Origin of the sequence: Curtobacterium sp. AB7 (assembly GCF_044909335.1) — a bacterium.
Taxonomy (GTDB): domain Bacteria; phylum Actinomycetota; class Actinomycetes; order Actinomycetales; family Microbacteriaceae; genus Curtobacterium.
In genome coordinates, this window is record NZ_JBIYED010000003.1 from 316,102 (window position 1) to 339,172 (window position 23,071).

The following is a 23,071-nucleotide window of genomic DNA, read 5'->3' on the forward strand; positions in this document are numbered from 1 at the left end:
CGTTGGTCCGGGTCAGGACTTCTTCGCTCGGGACGGTTGCACGCGCGGCGGCTCGCCCGGCATCTTCGGGAAGTCCGGCGGGAACGGCAGTTCACCCGCGCCGTTCTCCAGGTCGCGCTCCCACCACGCCAGCAACGGCGCGATGCTCGCCGGCTCGTCGTGCATCGCCTGCCACGGGTCGCCGATCGTCGCCAGGCGCTCGGGGACGGTCCGGATCGTGAACGTCGTCGGGTCCGCCGTCGGCAGCTCGTCCCACGTGATCGGCGTCGACACCGAGGCGTGCGCCAGTGCGCGCGGGCTGTAGGCACCGGCCATCGTGCGGTCGCGGTTCGCCTGGTTGTAGTCGACGAAGACCCGCTGGCCGCGCTCCTCCTTCCACCACGCCGTCGTGACCCGGTCGGGCATCCGCCGTTCGAGTTCTCGGGCGGCGGCGATCACTGCATGCCGGACGTCGAGGAACTCGTGCTCGGGGGCGATCGGGGCGAACACGTGCAGACCGCGGTTGCCGCTCGTCTTGATCCACGCCGTCAGACCCGCTTCGTCCAGGACCTTCCGGAGTTCCTGCGCCACGGGCACCGTGTCCGAGAAGTCCGTGCCGGGTTGCGGGTCGAGGTCGATGCGGAGCTGGTCCGGGTGATCGCTGTCCTCGGCGCGCGATGCCCACGGGTGGAAGACCACGGTGTTCATCTGCGCGGCCCACACCGCGACGGCCGGCTCGTCGATGACGAGCTGCGGGTGCTCCCGGCCGCTCGGGTACGTCACCATGACCGACCGCACGTAGTCCGGCGCACCCTTGGGCGGGTTCTTCGAGAAGAACTGCTCGCCGTCGACGCCGCCGGGGAACCGCTGCAGCGAGACGGGTCGGTCGCCGTTCGCGCGGACGAAGGCGTCGCCCACCGTCACCAGGTACTCGGCGAGGTCGGCCTTGGTGATCCCGGCGTCCGGCCAGAGCACCCGGGACGGGCTGCTGATCCGGACCTCGCGGTCTCCGTCCGGACCGGGAACCCGCACCGTCGTCGCTTCGCTCGCCATGCAGCGGAAGGTACTCGGTGCACGATGGACGGGTGAGCGCGTACCTCGGAGTGGACCTGGCGTGGGGGCTCGGCACCGCAAGCCGCGCGCCGAACGAGACCGGACTGATCGCGATGGAGCGCGACGGCACGATCACCGACGCCGGGTGGGCCCGCGGGGTCGACGACGTCACGGCCTGGATCACGGAGCACCTCGGGCCGCGATCGCTCATCGCCGTCGACGCGTCGCTAGTGGTGACGAACCCGACCGGCATCCGCGAATCCGAACGGCAGGTCGGGCAGCGCTACGGCCGGTGGAAGGTCGCGGCGAACCCGACGAACCAGGCCTCCGCGGCGAGCGCCGGCTCCCGCCTGCTCGACCGGCTCACCGCGCTCGGTGTCGGCTACGTGTCCGACACGGCCTCGATGCACGCCCGGAGCGGGCCGGCGGTGTTCGAGTGCTACCCGTACACGACCCTCGTCGGTGTCGAGGAGCTCGGGTACGACGTCGAGCGGCCCCGCTACAAGCGCCTGGACCTGAAGGTGCCGGCCGCCGAAGCCCGGGCACGCCGCGCCGAGGCGTTCGACGAGCTCGTCCGGCGCTTGCGTGAGACCCCGCTCGACCCGCCGTTGCAGCTCGACTCGCATCCGCTGACGGCGAGCCTCGCCGACCCGTCGGTGCTGCACGGGCCGACGCACAAGCACCGCGAGGACCTGCTCGACGGTGCCCTGTGTGCCTGGACGGCGGCGTTCTGGGAGCGTCACGGCGACCAGCGCGTGCAGATCCTGGGAGGCGATCCGGACCTCCCCACCGACCCGGTGGACGAGGCGGGCCGCCGGCCCGTCGTGGTGGCGCCCGCGCGCCCGTCGCAGCGGGGCGCGCGCGGCTAGGGTTGACCGGTGAGCACGACGAGCGAACCCCTGCACATCGGGCTGGTGTCGCTGCACACCTCCCCCGGAGACGAACCCGGCTCGGGCGAGGTCGGCGGCATGAACGTCGTCGTCCGGCACCAGGCCGAGGCGCTGGCCGATCGTGGCCACCACGTCGACATCATCACGCGGCGTTCGGCGCCGACGCAGCCGGACTCGGTCTCGCTCGTGCCGGGTGTGTGCCTGCGGTTCCTGTCGGCGGGTCCGGCCGAACCGGTGCCGAAGGGTGAGCACGACGCGTTCATCGAGCCGTTCCGCCACGAGCTCGAGCAGCTCGGGCCGTTCGACGTCCTGCACTCGCACCACTGGTTCTCCGGTGCCGCTGCCCTGCCGGTGGCCCGTGAGCGTGGCATCCCGCACGTGCAGTCGTTCCACTCGATCGCCGCCGACCCCGAGACGCCGTTGTCCGAGGGTGAGCGGCCCGAGTCCGCCGGCCGCATCACGGGCGAGCAGCAGCTGGCGCGTGGGTCCGATGCGGTCGTCGTGGTGTCCGAGGCCGAGGCGTCGACGGTCCGGACGCGGCTCGGCGGTGCCGACGCGCGGATCTGGATCGTGCCGCCCGGGGTCGACGGGTCGGTCTTCCGCCCGGCAGCCGCCGGCGCGCGCCGGGCCGCCACGCCCTACGTCGTCGCGGCGGCTCGCGTGCAGCCGTTGAAGGGGCTCGACCTGGCCATCGAGGCGATCGCCGGCATCAGCGAGGAGGCCCGTCCCACGTTGGTCATCGCCGGGGACGCATCGAGCGAGGCTGGTGACTACGTGGACGAACTGCGTCGGCTCGCCGCCGCGCGTGGCATCGCCGATCGCGTCACCTTCATCGGGCCGCAGTCGCGTGCCGACCTGGCGTTCCTGTTCCGTGGCGCGGCAGCCGTGCTGGTGCCGTCGCACTCCGAGACGTACGGCCTCGTGGCGCTGGAGGGCTCGGCGTCCGGGGTGCCGGTCGTGGCCGCGGCTGCCGGGGGGCTGCGTGAGGCCGTGGTCGACGGCGAGACGGGTGTCGTGCTCGAATCGCGCGAGCCGTCGGTGTGGGCTGCCGAGATCGAGCGGATCCTGACGGACTCCGGGTACGCGGCCGCACTGTCCTCGGCCGGTCGGGAGCACGCGGAGCGCCTGAGCTGGGAGCGATCGGCTTCGGGGCTCGAGGACGTGTACCGCCGGGTGCTCGGGCGCTCGTGAGCCGCTTCGACGCGTCGGGGTTCTGGGCGGCGCTCGACGCCGTGCCGGTGGAGGCGGACGCCGAGGCGCTCTACGACCTCGGTTCGGCCGAGGGGCGGCTGCGGCGGTCGAACCTGCAGCGGTACCTGGAGCAGTTCGGGTCGGCGGCGGACACCCTGCTCGTGGCCGAGGCACCCGGGTGGCGCGGCATGACGAACACCGGCATCCCGTTCACGAGCATGCGCGAGCTCGAGACGGACCGGTTCGGCGACGACTACCTGGTGCCGCCGGAGCCGACAGCCCCGTGGGAGGCCTCGTCGCGCGTCGTGCAGGCGGCACTGTCCGACTGGACCGGGCCGCTCCCCGTGGCGTGGGCGATCTTCCCGCACCACCCGTTCGTCGCGGCGGACCGGCTGACGAACCGCACGCCCCGACCTGCCGAGGTGCGCTCGGGAGCACCCGTCGCCCTCGCACTGCTCGAGGCACTCGGTGGCGTCGACCAGGTCCGGGTCGTGGCCGTCGGTCGGAAGGCCCAGGGAGCGCTCGCGCTGGCTGGCATCGAGGCGATCGCCGTCCGGCACCCTGCGCAGGGCGGCGCGACGCAGTTCACGGAGCAGTTACGAGCGTTGGACCGCTCGCTCTAATTCCCTGAGCCGGCTAGTTCCCTGAGCCGGCTCGTTCCCCGTGCCGGTTCCTCCGCTCAGGCTGAGCGGAACTCGACGCCCTTTGCGCCCAGGGCCTCGGCGACGTGGGCGGGCAGCGGCGCTGCCGCGTACACGGTGCGGAGTGCCGGCAGGTCGAGGACATCGTCCCAGTTCTGCGGGTCGAAGCGGTCGTCGGAGCCCTCCCACCCGGGGTGCACGTCCTGGAGTACCTCGAGCTCGGTGTCGACGGAGAGCTCTGTGACGAGCGACAGGTGCGACGGCAGGAGTTCCAGGTCGTCGTAGTACTCGCGGGCCCGGTCGTCCTGGCCGTCGACGTCGAGGTCTTCCTCGGTCTCGTCGGCGGTCTCCGGGTCGTAGGGGTCGAGGACGTCGAGGTCGTAGCAGAGGACGTCGAGCACCAGCAGCTTCGCGTTGAAGTCGGCGAACTCGACGGGCTCTTCGGTGGTGTTCGACTCGTGGTCCATGGCCCGGAGCGTATCCGCCAGGGCACGGGCGTGTTGCGATCTCCGGGGAGCTTCCTGTGAAACCGGACAGCGTGGTGTCCCCCGGAAGAGGTTGGTGCATGACCACCACCAACACGGACCGACCACAGCAGGAGCAGCCCGAGCTCCGCAGGGTCATCGGTCCCAAGCTCCTGCTGCTGTTCATCGTCGGCGACATCCTGGGAACGGGTGTCTACGCGCTCACCGGTCAGGTCGCGGCAGAGGTCGGAGGAGCAGCGTGGCTCCCCTTCCTCATCGCCTTCGCGGTCGCCCTGCTGACGGCGTTCTCGTACCTGGAGCTCGTGACGAAGTACCCGCAGACCGCAGGCGCTGCGCTCTACGTGCACAAGGCGTTCGGCGTCCACTTCATCACCTTCATCGTGACCTTCATCGTGATGTGTTCCGGCATCACCTCGGCGTCGACGGCGTCGCGGGCGTTCGCCGCCAACCTCGGCGTCGGGTTCGGCCTCGAGTTGCCGAACGTCGTCGTGATGCTCATCGCCATGGGCTTCATGCTCGCGGTGATGGCGATCAACTTCCGCGGGGTCAGCGAGAGCGTGAAGACGAACGTGGTCCTCACCCTGGTCGAGCTGTCCGGTCTCGTCATGGTGATCCTGATCGGCTTCTGGGCGATCGCGGGCGGCAACGCGGACTTCTCGCGGGTGGTGATGTTCGAGACCCCGGAGGACAAGACCCTGCTCATGTCGATCTCCACGGCGACGTCGCTGGCGTTCTTCGCGATGGTCGGCTTCGAGGACTCGGTGAACATGGCCGAGGAGACCAAGGACCCCTCGCGCATCTTCCCGAAGGTGATGCTCACCGGGCTCGGCATCACGGCCGTGATCTACACGCTCGTGTCGATCTGTGCCGTGGCCGTCGTGCCGATCGGTGAGCTCGCCGGCAACGAGACCCCGCTCGTCACCGTCGTGCAGACCGCCGCGCCGGACTTCCCGATCGCCGACCTGCTGCCGTTCATCTCGATGTTCGCCGTGGCCAACACCGCCCTGATCAACATGATGATGGCGTCGCGACTGCTGTACGGCATGAGCAAGCAGGGCGTGCTGCCGGGCTTCCTGGCCCGCATCTCCCCCGCCCGTCGCACCCCGTCGAACGCGATCGTCTTCACCACCGCGATCTCCCTGCTGCTCATCGGCTGGGTCTCGCTCGACCCGGACTCCCCGATCGTGGTGGTCCTCGGTGGCACGACCTCGCTCCTGCTGCTCACGGTGTTCGCCGTCGTGAACCTGACGGTGCTCGTGCTCCGACGCGACAAGGTCGACCACAAGCACTTCCGAGCCGGCGTGATCATCCCCGTCATCGGCATCATCACGTGTCTGTGGCTCGTGCTGCCGTTCTCGTCCGGACGTGACCCGCAGCAGTACCAGATCGCCGGTGCACTGCTGGCGCTGGGCGTGGTCCTCTGGCTCGTGACGTGGCTCACCCACGGCCGGAAGCAGGCCGAGAAGGCCCCGACCGGTCTGGTCACCGAACCGACGAAGGTGCAGCACCCGCCGCACGACCACCGCGACGTCTGACGGACGGACGGCGGGGCGGCAGTACGGCGCGACCCCCGATCGGGCGGGTGCGGTTCCCAGGCGGCGCCCGTACGCTCGTCGTGCTCCGCCTGCCCCGCCCCGTCCGTCGAGAGGTCCCGTCATGCGCCGTGTCGGCATCACGCTCGCGTCGGTGTTCGGCGCCGGCATCGTGGTCGTCGGCATCGGGGTGGTGGTGCTCGTCGTGATCGCGGTCAACTCGATCGCCGGCATCGCGAAGTCCAGCGGTGCCGACGCCACCCCCACGTGCCCGAAGGTCGCTTCGAAGACCGTCGGCGGCTTGGTCGTCCCCGCCGGCCCCATCGCGGGCTTCTGCCAGGACCGCCTGGTGAACGCCGCGTCGGTGATCCAAGCCGCGAGGGCAGTCGGCATCGGGCCGCACACCCAGGCCGTCGGGGTCATGACGGCGATCGGCGAGTCGAGCCTGGTGAACCTGGACCACGGCGACGCCGCGGGACCGGACAGCCGCGGCCTGTTCCAGCAGCGCGACAACGGCGCCTGGGGCACGTACGAGCAGCGGATGGACCCGTACACGGCGGCGTCGATGTTCTACGCGAAGCTCGTCAAGGTCCCCGGTTGGAAGACGATGACGCCGACGCAGATGGCGCACGCGGTGCAGATCAACTCGGACCCCGAGCACTACGCAAAGTCCTGGCCCGCGGCGAAGGCCGTCGTCGAGGGGCTGACGGGCGAGACCGTGCCGGACACCGCCCCGCAGGGCTGACCGGTCACGAGACCGCCGGGCCCGACGGTCACGAGACCGCCTGGCCCGACGGTCACGCGACGTCCTGGTCCTGGTCGTGCTCGTCGAGTTCGACCATCGCGGCGCCGCCCTCGTGGACGATGACCTGCGCGCGCAGGCGGATCGCGTGCTCGTCGAGGGCGCAGGCGCACGCGTCGACCCACTCCCAGTCGACCGGGTGCACGCGGTCGACACCGGGCCGCTCCCACGCGAGGACGACGTCGACCGCGCCGAGCTGCCCGACGATCTCGGAGATCAACGACGCGAAGTCGCTGACGTGCTCGTCCGGCTGGTAGGGCAGATCCGCGATGGGCAACAGGAACGGGATCGACATCCCGAGCTCGTCGAGGAACACCACCCAACACTGCCGGCGCACCGGGCGTTCGACCAGGGAGGCGACGAGTTGGACGACGTCGTCGTCGGTGCGGACAGGGGTTCGGATCAGGCGGTCGAGGGTGTCGGTGTCAGGCATGACTCCAGCGTCGCGAACCCGACCCGCACACTCACGGCCACCGTGCGCATCTGTGCACAACCTGGCCGCCGCAGTCTCCTGTGGAGGACGACTTGAGGCCGCGAGCCCTCCGACTTCGGCGATCCCGACGCCCCCGCGGTCGCTGGACGGGCCTCCAGTCCGAACCTGACCGGCTCGGCGAGGTTCCACGACATGCCGCACGCTGATCGCCGAGGTTCCAGACCTCGACGAACGGGGCGCCGACATGCCGAGATTTCGGAACCTCAGGACAACTCGGAACCTCGGGTCCACTCGGAACCTCGGGACGGCATCGCCGCTCAGATGCCGTGCGTCACCGAGCTCTCGATGAGCAGCAGCGCCGCGAAGAACACCGCGACGACGGCCGCGACCCCCACGAGCACGACCGGCCACGCCAGCCGACGCCGCACCAACCGCAGGATGCACACCACGATCGAAGCGACCAGCACCAGCGCGATCAGGATCGGCCCGACCGTCACGACCGAGTCACCGAGCCCCACGTTGCAGGTGTTCCCCGGGGCAGCGCACGACACGAACGCCAACGACATGAGCTTGATGCCCCACCCCGCTGCCAACGCTTCGAGCGTCAGCACCACGAGCAGGGCGATGGAGGCCACCATGTCCGCGACGCGGCGGCGCCCTGCCAAGGGGTGACGGGCCTCCCGTCCGAACCGCGCCGGAGCCGACCCGAGCGGATCGAGACGCGCACCCGGAACCGACTCCGGACCCGAGCCGGGCACCGAACCGGCGTCAGCCGGACCGGACGACCGGGCGGGCGCGTCCATCAGGACCGCCGGCCGCGCGTGGACCAGAGGGCCACGGCGATGAGCAGCGGCTGCCCGAACAGACGCGCGACCCGCTTCTCGTCGGTGTCCAGGCCGAACGCGTCGCGACGGTTGACCCACTGCGACAGGTTGCCCGGGAAGATCACCGTGAAGAACAGTGCAGCGACGGAACCGACGAAGCGCCGGGCCGGCTTCGGCGCGAGCACGAGCGCCGAACCGAGGGTGATCTCCGCGACACCCGACGCCAGCACGGTCGTGTCCTCGGAGAGCGGCACGAACTCCGGAACCTGCGCCGTGAACTCCTTGCGCGCGAAGGTGAGGTGACTCGTGCCGGCGAACACGAGCGCCAGGCCGAGCAGGACGCGGAGGAAGGAACGCATGCCTCCATCGTGCCTGCTCCCGGGCGACGGCGCTCGCACGTGTACGGAACCCGACCGGCTCGCTACATTCAGACGTATGGGAGCACCCTCTCGGGACCACGAGCCGCCAGCGGCCCCCGCGACCTTCGCCGTGCTGCTCGGCCCGGTCGCGTTCTACCTCGGCATCATCGTGCCGGCCCAGGGCACGGTCCGGCACGTCCTGCTCGGTGCTGCGTTCGGCATCGTCTGCGTGCTGAGCGGCTGGCGGGCGATCGCCATCGCCGGTCGCCGTCGCCGCGCGGTGCAGGTCTGGGCGTGGATCGGCATCGTAGTCGGCGCCGCCGGGCTGGTCATGATCGTCTGGCAGCTGCTCGTCATCGCGACCGCCGGCGCGTTCCCGCCGCCGTTCTGGTCGCCCTACGCGAACCGCTGACGCGGTCGACCGGGAGGCCCGTGCCGGCCCCGCGCTGCCCGTCGCGCCCCGGGGTGGTCGCGCCGCAGAGCGCGGGCCCCAGCTCCGCGGGCCGGGTCACCAACCGAGCGTGCCCGGTGCGCCCTTGAACGGTCCGACGACGTCCGACGTGATCCAACCGCCGTAGAAGTCGCCGTCCTGCGACTGCACGACCTCGCCGCCGACCTCGCACGAGTCCATCGCCGACGGGTAGATCGCGACGCGGTCCCGGAGCGACTCGTACCCCGGCTTGGGCGTCGGGTAGTTCCACGCGGCGCGGCTCGCGACGGTGCCGTCCCCGCCGACCACGTCGAAGTACCGCGCCCGGCCCTTGAACTCGCACATGCTCGACCCCTGGGCGGGGCGGAGGTCGAGGTCGGCCATCGGCAGGTAGTACACCGGCGGGTGCGAGGTCTCGAGGACCCGCACGGCATCGGTCGTGTCGGCCACGACGGTGCCGCCGAACCGGACGACGACGCGGGCGGTGACAGGCTCGACGGCCGGTGGGCGGGGGTAGTCCCAGACCGATTCCTGTCCGGGGCCGGGTTCGATCCGTGTGGGATGACGCATGCGGTCCTGTCTACGCCGCACAGCTGCGGTCGGGCTGTCGGGCGGGCGGCTGGCGGGTGGGCGTACCCGAGTCTCGGGTGTGCGGGCGTGAGTCTCGGGGTGAGCGACACTTCACGGGCCCGGCGGCGCGAGAACTGTCGCTCAGCCCGAGTCTCGGCGCGGCCGCCCGCCCGCCCGCCGGCGGCCCGCGGCCCGCCGCCCGCGCACGAGACCGCCGCAAGGTGCACCATGGGCGGGTGACGACGACGACACGCACGCTCTTCCGACGGAAGCCCATCGAGACGATCGATGACGACACCGGAGCCGAGGGCGGCCTGAAACGGCACCTCGGCCTCTGGCAGCTCACCGCGATCGGCATCGGCGGCATCATCGGCGCGGGGATCTTCACCCTCGCCGGCACCGTGGCGAACGGCGTGGCCGGTCCCGCGGTCCTCATCAGCTTCCTGGTCGCCGGCGTCGCGAGTGCTGCGGCGGCGCTGTCGTACGCCGAGTTCGCCGGCCTCATCCCCAAGGCCGGCAGTGCGTACACGTACGGCTACGCGGTCCTCGGCGAGATCGTCGGGTGGTTCATCGGCTGGGACCTGCTGCTCGAGTACACCGCGATCGTGGCGGTGGTCGCGATCGGCATCTCGGGCTACGTCGGGTTCCTGGTGGGCCAGTTCGGCATCGACCTGCCCGCCTGGATGCTCGGCGCCCCCGGCACCGGCGACGGCCACGTGATCGACGTCTTCGCGATCATCCTGTGCCTGGTCACCGCGTTCGTGCTCACCCGCGGCATCCGCAGCGCCGCCCGGTTCGAGTTCGTCGCGGTCGGCATCAAGGTCGCGCTCGTCGTGCTCATCGTCGTGCTCGGCGTGTTCCACATCAACAGCGCGAACTACTCCCCGTACTTCCCGTTCGGCTTCGGTGGCGTGATGACCGGTGCCGCGACGGTGTTCTTCGCGGTGTTCGGTTACGACGCCATGTCCACCGCGGCCGAGGAGTCCGTCGACGCCCGCAAGCACATGCCGAAGGCGATCCTGCTGTCCCTCGGCATCTCGATGGTCCTGTACGTGCTGGCGACGCTGGTGCTGACCGGGATGCAGAAGTACACCGACATCGACCCGGCCTCGGGCTTCTCGTCGGCGTTCGCGTCGGTCGGCCTCGGCGGTGTCGCGAACGTCATCGCGATCGGCGCCATCGTCGGCATCGTCACGGTGCTCGTCACGTTCATGCTCGGCGCCAGCCGCGTCTGGTTCTCGATGAGCCGTGACGGCCTGATGCCGAAGTGGTTCGCGAAGACCGACCCGAAGCGCCACGTCCCGACCCGCGTCACGTGGATCCTCGGCATCGCATCGGCGATCCTGGCAGGCGTCCTGCCCATCGGCGTCGTCGCCGAGCTCACGAACATCGGGATCCTGCTCGCGTTCGTGGTGGTCTGCTCCGCGGTGATCGTGCTCCGCTACCGCCAGCCGAACCTCGACCGTCAGTTCCGGTTGCCGTTCATGCCGGTCATCCCGATCATCGGCGTCATCGCGTCGCTGTGGCTCGTGACGTTCCTGCAGTGGGAGACGTGGGTGCGGTTCGCGGTGTGGTTCGCGATCGGTCTGGGCGTGTACTTCGGCTACTCGCGGAAGCACAGCAAGCTGGCGGCAGCCGAACCCGCGAACACGGAGAAGCCGTCGGCCTAGCGTCCGCTCCAGCGCACCCAGCCCTGCACCTGCGCCGCAGCGCTCTCGAGCGACGAGTGCGCCCCGTTGATCGAGTGGTCCGGCGAGTCCACCGTGAACTGGTCGGTCCGGGTGACGTCGCAGACGACCTCGGAGCCGAGCCACACGTTCCAGTGGTCTGCGGAGTCGTGCACCCACCGCAAGCGGTCCGGCATGAGCGTGTCCAATCGAGTGGAGAGCGACGAGCAGTCGTCGCCCGTCCACGCAGACGGTAGCCCTGCTCGATGTGTGCCGTTCGGGTCGGCGGCTCCGCGCGTCGGTGGCACCTGGCACGATTGACCCGTGCCAGCAGCCCCGATGATCGACGCCGTCGACGTCATCCGTTTCGTCGGGCCGCAGACCTTCGGGCGCGCACGCGACGTCGTGCGCGCCGGCCTGGTCGACGATGCCGTCTGGAACGCCGACGACGGCACCGTCACGGCGACCGTCTCCGGCACCGCCGACGACCCGTACGAGTGCCGCATCGACATGACCGTGGCCCGCGGTGACTTCATCCGTCCGGTCCGCAGCACGTGCAGCTGCCCCCTCGGCGGCGACTGCAAGCACGTCGCCGCCGCGCTGCTCACCATCAACGCGCGTGCCCTGGCCGCCAACGCCGGCCCGCGTCCGGAAGCGTCGGCTCCGCCGCCCTCGGACTGGAGGCACGACCTCGCCCGCCTCGCCGGTGACGACGACCAGGCGGCCACCCCGCAGGGCACCCGGATGGGTCTGCAGTTCGAGTTGCGTGACGCGGTCCCCGCCGCCCTCGCGGCCCGTGCCCGCGCCGCCGGCCGCGCCCTGCCGGCGCCGTCCCGCACCGTCCGGCTCGGGGTCCGACCGGTGACCCGCAGCGACGCCGGCAACTGGGTGCGCGGCCAGCTCACCTGGGGCACGCTCCCCTACTCGCAGAACCGCCTGGGCCTCGGCGCCGAGCAGCACGGGTGGTTCATGCAGCTCGCGGCCCTGCACCGTGCCGGCCAGCTCGCGGGGTTGCCCGGCGAGAGCGACTGGCTCCACCTCGACGACTTCCGCAGCCCGCTCCTGTGGCCGTTGCTCCGGCAGGCGTCGGGGCTCGACATCGCTTTCGTCACCGGCAAGCGCGAGGGCGGCGCGGTCCTCGGCGAGCAGGCCCAGGTGCTGCTCGACGTCGCCCGGCACGACGACGCCGTGGTGATCGGCGCGAGCGCGGTGCTCGACGGCCGCCCGGTGGTCCACGGTGCCGCACGGATGGTCGGCGACCACGGTGTGTACGTGTTCCGCGAGAGCCCCGAGTTCACCGTCGGACTCGCACCGACCCCGGCGCCCGTGCCCGAGGACCAGCGCCGCATGCTCCTCGAGGGCACCCGCATCACGGTACCGACGGCCGAGGTCGACGAGTTCCTGGCCGACTGGTCGCCCCGGCTGCGCGGTGCCCTCGGCCTGGTCAGCTCCGACGGGTCGGTCGAGCTGCCCGAGCGCACGCCGCCCGAGCTCGTGCTGACGGCGACGTTCGAGGCGGCCCGGGCACCCCGCACCGACGACCGGGTGCACCTGCACTGGCGTTGGCACGTCGACGGCCGCAAGGACCCGGTCTCGCTGCACGGGCCGCTGCCCGACCTGTCTGGGCTCCGCGCCGCGGACGATCCAGCCAGCACCGACGACCCAGCGAGTACCGACGGCCCAGCCAGCACCGACGTTCCGGCCGGCACCGACGTTCCGGCCGGCACCGAGGCGGCGACCGCCGACGCCGACGTGCCCGCGGCCCTGGAACCCGCCACGTCGACAGCGCGAGCCGACGGCGCGACCGCGGGCGAGCCTCCCGTCCGCCCTGCCGGACCCGGTGGTGGGCTCGACTGGTTCCAGGACGGCACCATCGACGGCGCCGACGTCGCGGTGTTCGCGAACGAGTTCCTGCCCGAGTTGCCGGCGCTCGGCGTCCGCACGGCGGTGCAGGGTGAGCGCCTCGACTACGAGCGGTTGAGCGGGCGGCCGCACATCCGCGTCACGACGATGCCGTCGGACAAGCACGACTGGTTCGACCTCGGCATCATCGTGAGCGTGAACGGCAAGCAGATCCCGTTCACGCCGCTGCTCACGGCGTTGGCCGGTCGGCAGCGGCGGCTCAAGCTCGTCGACAACTCGTACCTGTCACTCGCGGACCCCGCGTTCGACCGGCTCAAGGAACTCATCGACGAGGCCCGCGACCTCGACGAATGGGAGCCCGACCAGCCGATCCACGTGACGCCGCTGCAGGCCGGGCTGTGGACCGAGTTCGACCTGCTCGCCGACGAGACCTCGCACGACGAACGCTGGCAGGCGATCACCGCGGGGCTGATGGGGGCGACTCCCCCGGGGGACGTCCCGGTGCCGGACACCGTGCACGCCGAGCTGCGGCCGTACCAGCACGCCGGGTACGCGTGGCTGTCGTTCCTGGCGGCGCACGGCATCGGCGGGGTACTCGCCGACGACATGGGCCTCGGCAAGACCCTGCAGGTGCTCGCGATGGTCGCAGCGCGCCGTGCCGCCGACCCCGACGGGCCACCGTTCCTGGTCGTCGCGCCGACCTCGGTCGTCGGCAACTGGGTGGCCGAAGCGGCGAAGTTCACGCCGTCACTGCGGGTGGCGGCCGTCACCTCGACCTCGCTGAAGGACCCCGGTCTCGTCGCCCGCACGGCCTCGCAGGCCGACGTCGTCGTCACCTCGTACGCGCTGCTCCGGCTCGACTCGCAGGCATGGACCGACCTGCCGTGGTCGGCACTCGTGCTCGACGAGGCGCAGTTCGTGAAGAACCCGCAGTCGCAGACCCACCGGGTGGCGTCCGAGCTGCACGCACCCGTGAAGTTCGCCATCACCGGCACCCCGCTCGAGAACGGGCTGACCGACCTGTGGGCGCTGTTCCACATCGTCGCGCCCGGGCTGCTGTCCACCTGGACCCGGTTCGGCGACGACTACGTGAAGCCGCTCGCCTCCCCCGAACTCCGGGGCGAAGCGCGCCAGCAGCTCACCGCGAAGCTCCGGCGGCGGATCCGGCCGCTCATGCTCCGCCGCACGAAGCAGGCCGTCGCCGCCGACCTGCCGCCGAAGCAGGAGCAGGTCGTCCGCGTCACGCTCGACCCAGCGCACCGCGAGCTGTACGAGCGCACGCTCAACCGCGAGCGACTGAAGGTCCTCGACCTGATCGACGACCTGTCGAAGAACCGGATGATCGTGTTCCGGTCGCTGACGCTGCTGCGGATGCTCGCGCTGTCGCCGGCGCTCGTGTCGAACGGGTCGGACTCGACCCTGTCGCCGTCGACGTCGATCCCGTCCGCCAAGCTCGACCTGCTGCTCGACGAGCTCGAACAGCTCGCGGCGGAGGGCCGCCGCGCCCTGGTGTTCAGCCAGTTCACGTCGTTCCTGCGGATGGTGTCGGACGCCCTCGACGAGCGGGGCGTCGGCTACGAGTACCTCGACGGGTCGACCCGCAAGCGCCCACAGGTCATCGAGCGCTTCCGGCAGGGCACCGCGCCCGCGTTCCTCATCTCGCTGAAGGCCGGCGGCTTCGGGCTCACCCTGACCGAGGCCGACACCGTGTTCGTGCTCGACCCGTGGTGGAACCCCGCCGCCGAGTCCCAGGCCGTCGACCGGACCCACCGCATCGGGCAGACCCGGTCGGTGAGCGTGCAGCGCTTCATCGCTGAGGACACCATCGAGGAGAAGGTCCTGGCCCTCGCCGCGCGCAAGGCCGAGCTGTTCGCCACGATGATCGACGACGACGCCCTGTTCGCCGACGACCTGACCGCCGACGACATCCGCTCGCTGCTCGCCTGACGCGCGGGCGCAGTGCGCGGTTGCGCGTCAGGCGAGCGTGGGCGAGCGCGTCAGCGAGCGAGGGCGTCGATCGCCGCGACCTCGTCCGTCGAGAGTTCGATGCGGGCACCGGCGGCGTTCGACCGGATGCGCTCCGGGTTCGACGACTTCGGGATGACGACGAAGCCGTGCGCGACGTGCCACGCGACGATGACCTGGGCGCTGTCGGCGTCGTGCTCGCCCGCGATGTCGAGCAGCGTCGGGTCCTGCAGGTTGCTCGCCTTGAAGGGGCTGTAGCCCTCGAGCACGACCCCGCGCTCGGCCAGCCCGTCCGCGATCGCCTGGTCGTACTCGACCGGGCTCCACTTGATCTGGTTCACGGCCGGGGTGGTGCCGGTCGCGGTGACGAGCTCGTCGATCTGGTCGAGCGAGTAGTTGCTCACACCCACCGCTCGGGTCAGTCCGTCGGCCTGGGCCTGCACGACCTGCTCCCACACGTCAGGGCGGGCCTCGCCGTTCGGTGGCCAGTGCACGAGCCAGAGGTCCACGTGGTCGAGGCCGAGCTGGTCGAGGCTCTCCTCGATCGTCTCGCGCACGCGGTCGGCGTTGTCCGGCGGCAGCTTCGTCGTCACGAATATGTCGTCACGGGCGAGGCCGGACTCGGCGAGGGCCTTGCCGACGCCGCGCTGGTTGCTGTAGCCGGTGGCGGTGTCGATGTGGCGGTACCCGGCCGCCAGTGCTTCGCCGACGGCGGCGGGGGCCTCGCCGTCGGGGATCTGCCAGGTGCCGAAGCCCAGGAGCGGCATCGACCCACCGGTGACGGACACGGACGGATTCGCGTAATCGGTCATGCGGACCTGTCTACGCCGTGGTCGCGCATCAGTTCAGAGCGTGGCGGTCCACGGCCATGTCCGAGGTCTCCGCCATGATCGTCGAGGCCGCCCGGCGCCGCACCACAGCACCACCGCACCACCGCACCACCAGGAGTTCCACGCACCCATGACGTCCCGCCGACGCCGCCGCACCCGCATCAGCCTCACCTCCGTCCTCGTCGTCCTGGCCCTCGCGGTCGGTGGCTACGCGCTCGACGCCACCGGCGTCCTCGGACCGGACGCCGACGCGGCTGCCGGTCCGACGGCGGTCGCCACGGCCACCGTCGGCACGGACAGCGACGCACCGGAGCCGAGCCGCGCCTCCAGTCCGACGAATCCGACCGTCAGCACGTCGACCGACACCGACGCTGCGGACGCCCGCGCGCTCCTCGCCACGCTGCCCGTCAAGGGCAAGGCCCCCGGCACCGGCTACGACCGCACCGGCGATTTCGGCAGCGCGTGGATCGACGTCGACCACAACGGCTGCGACACCCGGAACGACGTGCTCGCTCGCGACCTCCGCCGCATCGCGCGGCAGGGGCCGTGCAAGGTGATGGCCGGCACGCTCGTGTCGCCGTACACCGGGGCGACGATCGACTTCGTGCGCGGGAACACGACCTCGACCCTCGTGCAGATCGACCACGTCGTCGCGCTCGAGAACGCCTGGCGCACCGGCGCCCAGCAGCTCAGCCAGTCGGAGCGGGAGGCCCTGGCGAACGACCCGTCGAACCTGTTCGCCGTCGACGGCCGGTCGAACTCCCAGAAGCGCTCGGGTGACGCCGCGACCTGGCTGCCCGCGAACACGGCCTTCCGCTGCACCTACATCGAGCACCAGGTCACGGTGAAGGCGAAGTACCGCCTGTGGGTGGCTCCGGCAGAGCGGGCCGCGATGGTTCGGGTGCTGGACGCCTGCTGACGTCGGGCGGGCCGGCGCCGCTGGGTGTCGGCCTGGAGGCCCGGCGCACCTCCGCCCCGCGTGGCAGGCTGCGGACATGGCTGAGCAACTCACGGTCCCGCAGGCGTTCGCGCTCCTCCAGATCGAGCCCGATGGCCGGAAGTCCGTCGACGGGCAGACGTTGGACACCGGTCTCGCGGGAGCGGTCCTCGCCGACCTCGCGCTCCGAGGTGCGGTCTCGCTGCAGAACGGCCTGGTCACCGTCGTCGACGGCGCCGCCACGGGCGACCCGGTGCTCGACGGCGTCGTCGGGTCGATCGCGGCGGCCGGTACACCGCGCAAGGCGAAGTGGTGGGTGAGCCGGCTCGGCAAGCAGCGGCTCCGCGACGACGTCGTCGCCGGACTCGTCGAGCGAGGGATCATCAGCGTCGAGCAGGGCAAGGTGCTCGGGCTCTTCCCCACCACGAAGCACCCGGAGCGCGACGGAGCACCGGAGGCACTGCTGCGATCCGGCATCGCGGACGTCCTGGCTCGGCGGGCGGGCCCGACGCCGTTCTCCGCCGCGGTCATCGGGCTGCTCGACGCGACGAACACGCTCCGCAAGCAGTTCGGCGCGGTCGACAAGGGCCTGGTGAAGGAGATCACCTCGGGTACCTGGGCGAGCCCGGCGGTGAAGGCCGTGCTCGAGGAGATCCAGGCCGCGGCGATGATCGTCATCATGGCGGCGACCACCGCGACGACGACCACGGTCATCACGAGCTGAAGTCGGCAGCACCGGGCAGTCTCTCGCCCCCTCGACCCTCCTGCAAAACGACAGGTGTAGCCTAAAGGGAATTCATCGTCGAAGACCCCAGGAGGCCTCCCCATGCCCGAAACCAACTCCGTCACGTCCCGCTTCGCCGACCGAGTCGTCCTCATCACCGGCGGCGGCTCCGGCCTCGGTCGCGCCACCGCCGTCCGTCTGGCCGCCGAGGGCGCTGCGCTCTCCCTCGTCGACGTCTCCGAGCAGGGACTCGAGGCGACGAAGTCCGCCGTGCTCGAGGCCACCCCCGCCGCCCAGGTCCTGACGACCGTTGCCGACGTCTCCGACGAGGCCCAGGTCGACGCCTACGTCACCGCCACCACCGAGCGCTTCGGGCGCATCGACGGCTTCTTCAACAACGCCGGCATCGAGGGCAAGCAGAACCCCACGGAGTCCTTCACCGCCGCCGAGTTCGACAAGGTCCTGTCGATCAACCTGCGTGGCGTGTTCCTCGGCCTCGAGAAGGTCCTCAAGGTCATGCGTGAGCAGGGCTCCGGCATGGTCGTCAACACCGCGAGCGTCGGCGGCATCCGCGGCATCGGCAACCAGTCCGGGTACGCCGCCGCCAAGCACGGCGTCGTCGGCCTGACCCGCAACTCGGCGGTGGAGTACGGCCGCTACGGCATCCGCATCAACGCCATCGCCCCCGGCGCCATCTGGACCCCGATGGTCGAGAACTCGATGAAGCAGCTCGACGCGGAGAACCCCCGGAAGGCCGCCGAGGAGTTCATCCAGGTCAACCCGACGAAGCGCTACGGCGAGGCCCCCGAGATCGCCGCCGTCGTCGCGTTCCTGCTGTCCGACGACGCGTCCTACGTCAACGCGACGGTCGTCCCGATCGACGGTGGGCAGTCGGCCGCGTACTGAGCCGCACCGTGACAGCATGGCTGGCGTGAGCAACGACCAGACGAACGGATCCGCCTTCGGCCGAGGCGTCGACAAGGCCCCGCCGACCGCGGCCGCCGAACTCCGCCGCCGGATGGCAGCCTCGCCGGCGGGCTTCCTGCGCAGCGCGGCGTGGGTCCCGTGGAAGCCGGCGGGTACAGCGGAGGCCGGCAGCGTCGCACACGTCATGATCCGCGACAAGCCGTTCGTGCCCGTCTTCACCGACCCCGACGAACTCGCCGCCGGTCTGCCCGACGCCGATGGGCGTCCGGTGCCGATGTCCGAGCTCGTGACCGCGCTGCCCGAGGAGTTCGGCATCGTGGTCGACCCGACGAGCGCCGAGGCGGCGAACTTCCTGCACGCCGACGTCCTCGCCCAGATGCGGGTGCAGATGCAGGGTGGCGTCCCGACGGCCGACGACTGAGTCGCGCCGCGTCAGGCATGGCACGCCGCCGCCGCATGGCGCACGCTTGAACAGGCATACCAATCAAACGCCGGGCAGGTCGGCTGCTGCTCAGCTGCTCGCGGTCAGAGCAGCACCGGCGATCGCCCACCAGTAGCCCAGCAGCGCTCCTGCCGGGACTGCCAGCACGGCGACCGCGACGGCGCGACGCATCATCCGGTTCCGCCGCGCCGCCAGGCCGATCTCCCGCTCGAGCCGTTCGAACCGCTGGACGTGGCGAAGGGTGTCGTTCACCACCACAGCCTCGACGTGCCAGGTCCCGCGTTCCTCGGCCAGCATCGACAGGAATCGGACGGCTTCGTCGGAGTGGACTCGCGGCAGATCCCTGATCCAGGCGCCGATCTGACGGGGCGCGACCGTCACGACGGCCGGTGCCGTCTTCCCGAACTGCAGCGTTCCCGCTGCGACGACCAGGAGGGGCTGCACCGGGATCGGTCCGCCGGCTGCGGCGGACAACAGGCGAGTCGCTCGTTCCCCCTCGGCGAGGGCGCGGTGCACGTGCGGTGTCCGCTGCCCGTTCACGGTCAGCATCCGGCCGCCGACCCACACCTTCTGCCCCGAATGGTTCTTGGTGTTGATCGAGAACACGCCGGTGGGTCCGACGACGACGTGGTCGATGTCCGTCATGCTCGTCCCGACCGGTACCGCGTGCAGCACCGTGAACTCGGGGCCGAGCGCATCGAGCTGGGCGGCGACCTGCCGTTCTCCGACAGCGCCCTTGAACCACGAGCGGGCCTCGTCACGAAGCGGGTCGTGCCCCCAGAAGCGCTGCCAGCCGGTTCGCGCCGGCCCCTCAGCCTGGATGGCCAGGCACTCCTGCATGACCGCGTACCCGGGCTTCCGTGCACGGAGCGTCAGCGCGGCCCCGCCCCTCGGAGTCGGGCGGTGGTCGGCGACAGCGGTGTTCTCCCCCATGGGTCCACCGTCCCAGGACGACAGGTGTCGGGACCAGCCCTCGTTCTGGCGTCACAGTGACGGCGGCGCGGCCGGCGCGGCCGTCAGCGAGCGGGCTCGACGAGCTCGATGAAGCGGGACAGCAGCGACAGCCCGGCGATCGACGGCGGCAGTCCGGTGGTCAGTGCGGGCGAGTGCACGAGGTACGCCGCCCACTTCGCCCGCGACAGCGCCACGTTCAGCCGGTTCGGCATGAGCAGGAAGTCGAGCCCGCGAGGGATGTCGGCTGCGCTCGACGCCGCCAGGGACACGATCGACACCACGGCCTCGCGGCCCTGGAACAGGTCGACCGTGCCGACCTGGGTGCCGGTGAAGCCTGCACGATCGAGCTCCTGACGGATCAGGGCACCCTGCGCGTTGTACGGGGCGACGACGATGACGTCCTCGTCGGTCAACGACCTGGTGGAGTCGCCGTCGGTCCAGGTCCGCCCGACGACATCGCCGACGAGGGCCACCACGCGGGCGGCTTCCTCCGGTGACGAGGTCGTGTTGCCCGCGTGCACGACCGGCACGGGGTGCACGCCCGCGTCGATGCCGTCGAGGTGCCGACCGGACACCATCGACGCGAGCTGCCCGTCGTAGGACAGCGCCGACACGGACTCGGTCAGCGCCGGCTCCATCCGCCGGGTGCGGGCCAGGAAGTAGCCGAACTCCGGCGGCAGGACGTGCTCGCCGTCCGCCAGCCAGCCCAGCGCCGACTCGTCGACGGGCTCCGGGTGCGAGCCCTGGGACACCTGCGGGAGCTGCTGCGGGTCCCCCAACAGCAGGAGTCGGGTCGCGGCGATCGAGGACGCGATCGTCGGTGCGAGCGAGAACTGCCCGGCTTCGTCGACGACGAGCAGGTCGAGCGACCGGCGCTCGATCGTCGACGCGTTCGCGAACGTCCATGCGGTCCCGCCGACGACACCACCGGTGCCGGAGGCCTCGCACGATGACAGGAACGCGGCGACCGCAGCACCGTTCTTCACGGGCGTCCACGCGGCCGCGTCGAGTTCGTCCTCGGTCGCACCGGACTTCGGCACCTTCACGACCCGGTCCGCGGGCACGCCGGCGTTCACGACCGAGGACAGGAAGTTCTCGGAGGTCGCGTGGGACTGCCCGACGACGCCGACCCGCCAGCCGTACTCGCGGACGAGCCGTGCGACGACGTTCGACCCGACGTAGGTCTTGCCCGTGCCGGGAGGCCCCTGGATCGCCAGGTACGAGTGGTCGAGGCCGAGCAGCGTCGCCACCACGGCGGACACCGTGTCGTCGCCCTGCACGGGCACGATCGCACCGCGTGGCGGCACCCGGCGCAGCAGGTCGAAGGCCGGGTCCGACACCATCGAGGGCAGCTCGTCGAGGACCTGCTGCCCCCACTCGGCGATCGCCTCGGGCTGCGGCTTCGCCCGGGGCGGTGCCGAGGGCGCGAGCACGACCGGGAACTCGTGGTGCGGCTCCGCCCCGACGGGCAGCCCCTCCTTCACGAGCACCTCGACGGCGTCGCCGTTGTCCCACACGTCCACGATCACGGCGCGCGACGACGCGCCCTTCGACCCGGGGCCCGGAGACACGACCGAAGGCGGAAGCGGGTCGTCGTAGACGAGGTGGGGCGTGCCTCCCGGCCGGAGCCGCGAACCGGGCGCGAGCGTCCCCGACAACCGGAGTTCTCGCGACTGCGAGCGGGCACGCGGCAGCGTGTCCCAGTCCCGCTCGACGGACGCACGCTCCACGACGAGCACGTCACGGGTGTCGGCCCAGTCGTCGACCGGGTTGCGCAGGCGGTCGAAGTGGTCCTGCCAGAAGGTCTTCGCCTCGCGCCGGTGGTAGTCGATCGCTGCTGCGGCGAGCGCCAACGCGGTCTCGTCGGGCGTGCGGTCGAGGGCGTCGACGTCCTCCAGGTGCGACGCGAGCGCGACGTACACCGGGTTCGGCTCGCGCTCGACGGGGATCGGCGGGACGTCGAGCTCGAGTGCCGGATCCGCTGCGTCCGGGTCGTCGGTGCGCAGGGAGCGGAGCCAGTCACGCAGCCGCAGGGTCGAGCGGCAGTCGTAGGCGTTGTAGTCGGCGACCTCGTCGAGCATGTGCTGGCCGGCGACGGGGTCTCCGTTCCGGAGCTCCTCGATCGCGTCGACGTAGGCGGTGATGCTGTCGGCCGCGTTCGTCACATCGCTGAGCCGCAGGTCGTCGCCCATGTACAGCGGCTCGAGCTTCTTGATCGAGTAGCTGTGGCTGCCGACGACCAGGGCCTTGCGGACGATCGGGTACAGGTCGACCAGGACGCCAGCGCGCAGCAGGTCGTCGACGGCCTCTTCACCGACCCCGTGCCGGGCGGCGAGCGACAGCAGGTGCGTCCGCTCGTAGGCCGCGTAATGGTAGATGTGCATGCCGGGGTACTGCTGCCGGCGTTCCTCGATGAAGGCGAGGAACTGCTCCAGCGCAACTCGCTCGTCGCGGATCGTGTGTGCCCAGAACGCGGTGAACTCCGCGCGGTCGTCGACCAGGCCGAACAGGTAGTCGAGGCCCCAGTGCACGCCGTCCTCGGTGTGCAGCGGGTCGCCTTCGAAGTCGAAGAACACGTCGCCGGGATCCGGCGCCGGGATCGCATCGAGCGCGCGGGCATCGAGGACCTCGAAGCGCGGCTTCGCGGGCTGGTCCGGCCCGTCGGCGCCGTTCCGTCGGGCGGTCTCCGTCTCGATCTGGAGGCCCGCCTGGCGCACCAGCCGATCCTGCGTCGCGCGGGGCAAGCCCGGCACTGCCCGGGTGCGGACCGCCAGGTCGTCGATCGTCCGCACCTCGTGCTTGATGAGCTTCGCCCGCTGGTCAAGGCGCATGCCGGCGACGAGGACGAGGTCGCGGTGCTCGGCCACCTGGGTCGAGCAGACGGCGCAGCGGCCACACGACGAGTAGCGCGGGTCACCCCACCGCAGCGGCTCGTCGGCGGCGATGCGCTCGGCGATGACCCGCTGCAGTTCGGCGCGCTGCGTGCGGTACACCGGCGCGATGTCGGCAAGGTCGTGCGTGGTCGTCGTCCGGTCACCGAGCACCAGGTGCACCTGCGCCCCGGTGGGGATGCCGTGTGCCTGCATCTGCTCGGCGTAGGCGGCGAGCTGCAACAGGGCGCTGATCTTGGCGTGCCGGGCGAGCTTGGTGTCGTAGACCTCGTACTCGCCCCGGTCATTGCGGATGATGAAGTCCGCGAAGCCGATGAAGCCCGGGCTGTCCGCCGTGGGTGCCGCGTGGAACGTCGGCTGGTACAGGACGTCGGCGCCGTCGGCGAAGGCCTGTCGCGCTTCGGCTGCGGCGCGTGCGTAGTCCGGCGGGGCGGGGCGGTCGAACTCGACGACGTTCCGGGTCTGCTTGAGGATGTCGAGGTAGTCGAGCTCGTGCTGGTCCCCCAGGCGGGCGGTGCGCTCGAGCATGTCGTCGTGCGCCTCGGACAGGGGTTCCCCGCGACCGAGCTTGACGTCGAGCCGGCGCAGGAACGCCCACTCGCAGGCCGACCACGTGCTCATGTCACTCGGGCTGAGCAGCACGTGCCCGTCGACGCCGATCTGCATGCGTTCCCCCTTGTTC

Annotated in this window: 22 protein-coding genes; 12 read left to right on the plus strand and 10 right to left on the minus strand. The window is 71.2% G+C overall.

Going from position 1 to position 23,071, the window contains the following annotated elements:
* Nucleotides 1–12 precede the first annotated feature (12 nt).
* On the minus strand, nt 13–1,032 hold the full coding sequence (gene ligD / locus ABH929_RS09995; RefSeq protein WP_263092136.1) for a non-homologous end-joining DNA ligase: 1,020 nt from the start codon (nt 1,030–1,032) through the stop codon (nt 13–15).
* A gap of 32 nt (nt 1,033–1,064) precedes the next feature.
* On the opposite strand from ligD, the gene ABH929_RS10000 reads away from it, so the two are divergent.
* Genes ABH929_RS10000 through ABH929_RS10010 form a run of 3 tightly spaced genes read left to right on the plus strand, consistent with a single transcriptional unit; the run spans nt 1,065 to nt 3,736 of the window.
* Nucleotides 1,065–1,901: a DUF429 domain-containing protein gene (locus ABH929_RS10000; protein ID WP_263092135.1), complete on the plus strand. Its 837-nt coding sequence runs from the start codon at nt 1,065–1,067 to the stop codon at nt 1,899–1,901.
* Between the two features lie 9 nt (nt 1,902–1,910).
* Complete coding sequence (locus tag ABH929_RS10005; protein WP_263092134.1) at nt 1,911–3,113, plus strand: glycosyltransferase; 1,203 nt, start codon at nt 1,911–1,913, stop codon at nt 3,111–3,113.
* Nucleotides 3,110–3,736 carry a uracil-DNA glycosylase gene (locus ABH929_RS10010; RefSeq protein WP_404561069.1) on the plus strand — a complete coding sequence of 209 codons (627 nt, stop codon included), beginning with the start codon at nt 3,110–3,112 and terminating at the stop codon, nt 3,734–3,736. The genes ABH929_RS10005 and ABH929_RS10010 overlap by 4 nt, the downstream gene beginning before the upstream one ends.
* 56 nt (nt 3,737–3,792) lie before the next feature.
* Here ABH929_RS10010 and ABH929_RS10015 read toward each other — a convergent pair whose 3' ends face one another.
* Nucleotides 3,793–4,221 carry a DUF6892 domain-containing protein gene (locus ABH929_RS10015; RefSeq protein ID WP_404561072.1) on the minus strand — a complete coding sequence of 143 codons (429 nt, stop codon included), beginning with the start codon at nt 4,219–4,221 and terminating at the stop codon, nt 3,793–3,795.
* Nucleotides 4,222–4,319: 98 nt separating this feature from the next.
* On the opposite strand from ABH929_RS10015, the gene ABH929_RS10020 reads away from it, so the two are divergent.
* On the plus strand, nt 4,320–5,774 hold the full coding sequence (locus ABH929_RS10020; RefSeq protein ID WP_404561073.1) for an APC family permease: 1,455 nt from the start codon (nt 4,320–4,322) through the stop codon (nt 5,772–5,774).
* A gap of 121 nt (nt 5,775–5,895) precedes the next feature.
* Nucleotides 5,896–6,516, plus strand: coding sequence for a hypothetical protein (locus ABH929_RS10025; RefSeq protein ID WP_404561074.1), 621 nt, complete (start codon nt 5,896–5,898; stop codon nt 6,514–6,516).
* 52 nt (nt 6,517–6,568) lie between these two features.
* Here the strand turns inward: ABH929_RS10025 and ABH929_RS10030 are convergent, their stop codons facing one another.
* The 3 genes from ABH929_RS10030 to ABH929_RS10040 all read right to left on the minus strand — a co-directional run bounded on the left by ABH929_RS10030 (nt 6,569) and on the right by ABH929_RS10040 (nt 8,189).
* On the minus strand, nt 6,569–7,006 hold the full coding sequence (locus ABH929_RS10030; RefSeq protein WP_404561076.1) for a hypothetical protein: 438 nt from the start codon (nt 7,004–7,006) through the stop codon (nt 6,569–6,571).
* Nucleotides 7,007–7,323: 317 nt separating this feature from the next.
* A complete protein-coding gene (locus tag ABH929_RS10035) occupies nt 7,324–7,809 on the minus strand; it encodes a DUF6264 family protein (RefSeq protein WP_374114453.1) in 486 nt (161 codons plus the stop codon).
* Nucleotides 7,809–8,189 (minus strand): hypothetical protein, encoded by a 381-nt coding sequence (locus ABH929_RS10040; protein WP_123939213.1) that lies wholly within the window; start codon nt 8,187–8,189, stop codon nt 7,809–7,811. Before ABH929_RS10040 ends, ABH929_RS10035 begins: the two co-directional genes overlap by 1 nt.
* Nucleotides 8,190–8,265: 76 nt before the next feature.
* Here ABH929_RS10040 and ABH929_RS10045 point away from each other — a divergent pair, with 76 nt between their 5' ends.
* Nucleotides 8,266–8,601: a hypothetical protein gene (locus tag ABH929_RS10045; protein ID WP_263092129.1), complete on the plus strand. Its 336-nt coding sequence runs from the start codon at nt 8,266–8,268 to the stop codon at nt 8,599–8,601.
* A 96-nt stretch (nt 8,602–8,697) separates the two neighbouring features.
* Here the strand turns inward: ABH929_RS10045 and ABH929_RS10050 are convergent, their stop codons facing one another.
* On the minus strand, nt 8,698–9,189 hold the full coding sequence (locus ABH929_RS10050; protein ID WP_263092128.1) for a DUF427 domain-containing protein: 492 nt from the start codon (nt 9,187–9,189) through the stop codon (nt 8,698–8,700).
* Nucleotides 9,190–9,425: 236 nt separating this feature from the next.
* On the opposite strand from ABH929_RS10050, the gene ABH929_RS10055 reads away from it, so the two are divergent.
* Nucleotides 9,426–10,859 carry an amino acid permease gene (locus ABH929_RS10055; protein WP_404561079.1) on the plus strand — a complete coding sequence of 478 codons (1,434 nt, stop codon included), beginning with the start codon at nt 9,426–9,428 and terminating at the stop codon, nt 10,857–10,859.
* Here ABH929_RS10055 and ABH929_RS10060 read toward each other — a convergent pair.
* Nucleotides 10,856–11,053: a hypothetical protein gene (locus ABH929_RS10060; RefSeq protein ID WP_123292404.1), complete on the minus strand. Its 198-nt coding sequence runs from the start codon at nt 11,051–11,053 to the stop codon at nt 10,856–10,858. The two genes, ABH929_RS10055 and ABH929_RS10060, sit on opposite strands and share 4 nt — an antisense overlap.
* A gap of 127 nt (nt 11,054–11,180) precedes the next feature.
* Here ABH929_RS10060 and ABH929_RS10065 point away from each other — a divergent pair, with 127 nt between their 5' ends.
* Nucleotides 11,181–14,666, plus strand: a complete 3,486-nt coding sequence (locus tag ABH929_RS10065) for a DEAD/DEAH box helicase (RefSeq protein ID WP_263091815.1) — start codon at nt 11,181–11,183, stop codon at nt 14,664–14,666.
* A 50-nt stretch (nt 14,667–14,716) separates the two neighbouring features.
* Here ABH929_RS10065 and ABH929_RS10070 read toward each other — a convergent pair whose 3' ends face one another.
* A complete protein-coding gene (locus ABH929_RS10070) occupies nt 14,717–15,496 on the minus strand; it encodes an aldo/keto reductase (RefSeq protein ID WP_404561080.1) in 780 nt (259 codons plus the stop codon).
* A gap of 148 nt (nt 15,497–15,644) precedes the next feature.
* Between ABH929_RS10070 and ABH929_RS10075 the strand changes: the two genes are divergently transcribed.
* From ABH929_RS10075 to ABH929_RS10090, 4 genes are all read left to right on the plus strand, one after another.
* Nucleotides 15,645–16,433 (plus strand): HNH endonuclease family protein, encoded by a 789-nt coding sequence (locus ABH929_RS10075; RefSeq protein WP_404561082.1) that lies wholly within the window; start codon nt 15,645–15,647, stop codon nt 16,431–16,433.
* A 76-nt stretch (nt 16,434–16,509) separates the two neighbouring features.
* A complete protein-coding gene (locus ABH929_RS10080; protein ID WP_263091819.1) occupies nt 16,510–17,175 on the plus strand; it encodes a GPP34 family phosphoprotein in 666 nt (221 codons plus the stop codon).
* Nucleotides 17,176–17,277: 102 nt separating this feature from the next.
* The gene (locus ABH929_RS10085; protein ID WP_263091820.1) at nt 17,278–18,081 is read left to right on the plus strand and encodes an SDR family oxidoreductase; all 804 of its coding nucleotides are present in this window, start codon (nt 17,278–17,280) and stop codon (nt 18,079–18,081) included.
* 16 nt (nt 18,082–18,097) lie between these two features.
* Nucleotides 18,098–18,523 carry an SseB family protein gene (locus tag ABH929_RS10090; protein WP_404561084.1) on the plus strand — a complete coding sequence of 142 codons (426 nt, stop codon included), beginning with the start codon at nt 18,098–18,100 and terminating at the stop codon, nt 18,521–18,523.
* 90 nt (nt 18,524–18,613) lie between these two features.
* On the opposite strand, the gene ABH929_RS10095 is transcribed toward ABH929_RS10090, so the two are convergent.
* Both ABH929_RS10095 and ABH929_RS10100 read right to left on the minus strand, forming a co-directional pair.
* Nucleotides 18,614–19,477 carry a nuclease-related domain-containing protein gene (locus tag ABH929_RS10095; protein WP_404561085.1) on the minus strand — a complete coding sequence of 288 codons (864 nt, stop codon included), beginning with the start codon at nt 19,475–19,477 and terminating at the stop codon, nt 18,614–18,616.
* Nucleotides 19,478–19,560: 83 nt separating this feature from the next.
* Entirely contained in the window at nt 19,561–23,055 is a 3,495-nt protein-coding gene (locus tag ABH929_RS10100; RefSeq protein ID WP_263091824.1) for a TM0106 family RecB-like putative nuclease, read from the minus strand.
* Nucleotides 23,056–23,071: the final 16 nt, after the last annotated feature.

Excerpts from the sequence above, each read along its gene's own strand:
- ABH929_RS10070 (WP_404561080.1), bottom strand. The coding sequence starts at position 15,496 with ATGACCGATTACGCGAATCCGTCCGTGTCCGTCACCGGTGGGTCGATG.
- ABH929_RS10035 (WP_374114453.1), bottom strand. The coding sequence starts at position 7,809 with ATGGACGCGCCCGCCCGGTCGTCCGGTCCGGCTGACGCCGGTTCGGTG.
- ABH929_RS10040 (WP_123939213.1), bottom strand. The coding sequence starts at position 8,189 with ATGCGTTCCTTCCTCCGCGTCCTGCTCGGCCTGGCGCTCGTGTTCGCC.
- ABH929_RS10095 (WP_404561085.1), bottom strand. The coding sequence starts at position 19,477 with ATGGGGGAGAACACCGCTGTCGCCGACCACCGCCCGACTCCGAGGGGC.
- ABH929_RS10060 (WP_123292404.1), bottom strand. The coding sequence starts at position 11,053 with ATGCCGGACCGCTTGCGGTGGGTGCACGACTCCGCAGACCACTGGAAC.
- ABH929_RS10025 (WP_404561074.1), top strand. The coding sequence starts at position 5,896 with ATGCGCCGTGTCGGCATCACGCTCGCGTCGGTGTTCGGCGCCGGCATC.
- ABH929_RS10075 (WP_404561082.1), top strand. The coding sequence starts at position 15,645 with ATGACGTCCCGCCGACGCCGCCGCACCCGCATCAGCCTCACCTCCGTC.
- ligD (WP_263092136.1), bottom strand. The coding sequence starts at position 1,032 with ATGGCGAGCGAAGCGACGACGGTGCGGGTTCCCGGTCCGGACGGAGAC.
- ABH929_RS10090 (WP_404561084.1), top strand. The coding sequence starts at position 18,098 with ATGGCTGGCGTGAGCAACGACCAGACGAACGGATCCGCCTTCGGCCGA.
- ABH929_RS10020 (WP_404561073.1), top strand. The coding sequence starts at position 4,320 with ATGACCACCACCAACACGGACCGACCACAGCAGGAGCAGCCCGAGCTC.
- ABH929_RS10050 (WP_263092128.1), bottom strand. The coding sequence starts at position 9,189 with ATGCGTCATCCCACACGGATCGAACCCGGCCCCGGACAGGAATCGGTC.
- ABH929_RS10085 (WP_263091820.1), top strand. The coding sequence starts at position 17,278 with ATGCCCGAAACCAACTCCGTCACGTCCCGCTTCGCCGACCGAGTCGTC.
- ABH929_RS10100 (WP_263091824.1), bottom strand. The coding sequence starts at position 23,055 with ATGCAGATCGGCGTCGACGGGCACGTGCTGCTCAGCCCGAGTGACATG.
- ABH929_RS10080 (WP_263091819.1), top strand. The coding sequence starts at position 16,510 with ATGGCTGAGCAACTCACGGTCCCGCAGGCGTTCGCGCTCCTCCAGATC.
- ABH929_RS10015 (WP_404561072.1), bottom strand. The coding sequence starts at position 4,221 with ATGGACCACGAGTCGAACACCACCGAAGAGCCCGTCGAGTTCGCCGAC.
- ABH929_RS10045 (WP_263092129.1), top strand. The coding sequence starts at position 8,266 with ATGGGAGCACCCTCTCGGGACCACGAGCCGCCAGCGGCCCCCGCGACC.
- ABH929_RS10030 (WP_404561076.1), bottom strand. The coding sequence starts at position 7,006 with ATGCCTGACACCGACACCCTCGACCGCCTGATCCGAACCCCTGTCCGC.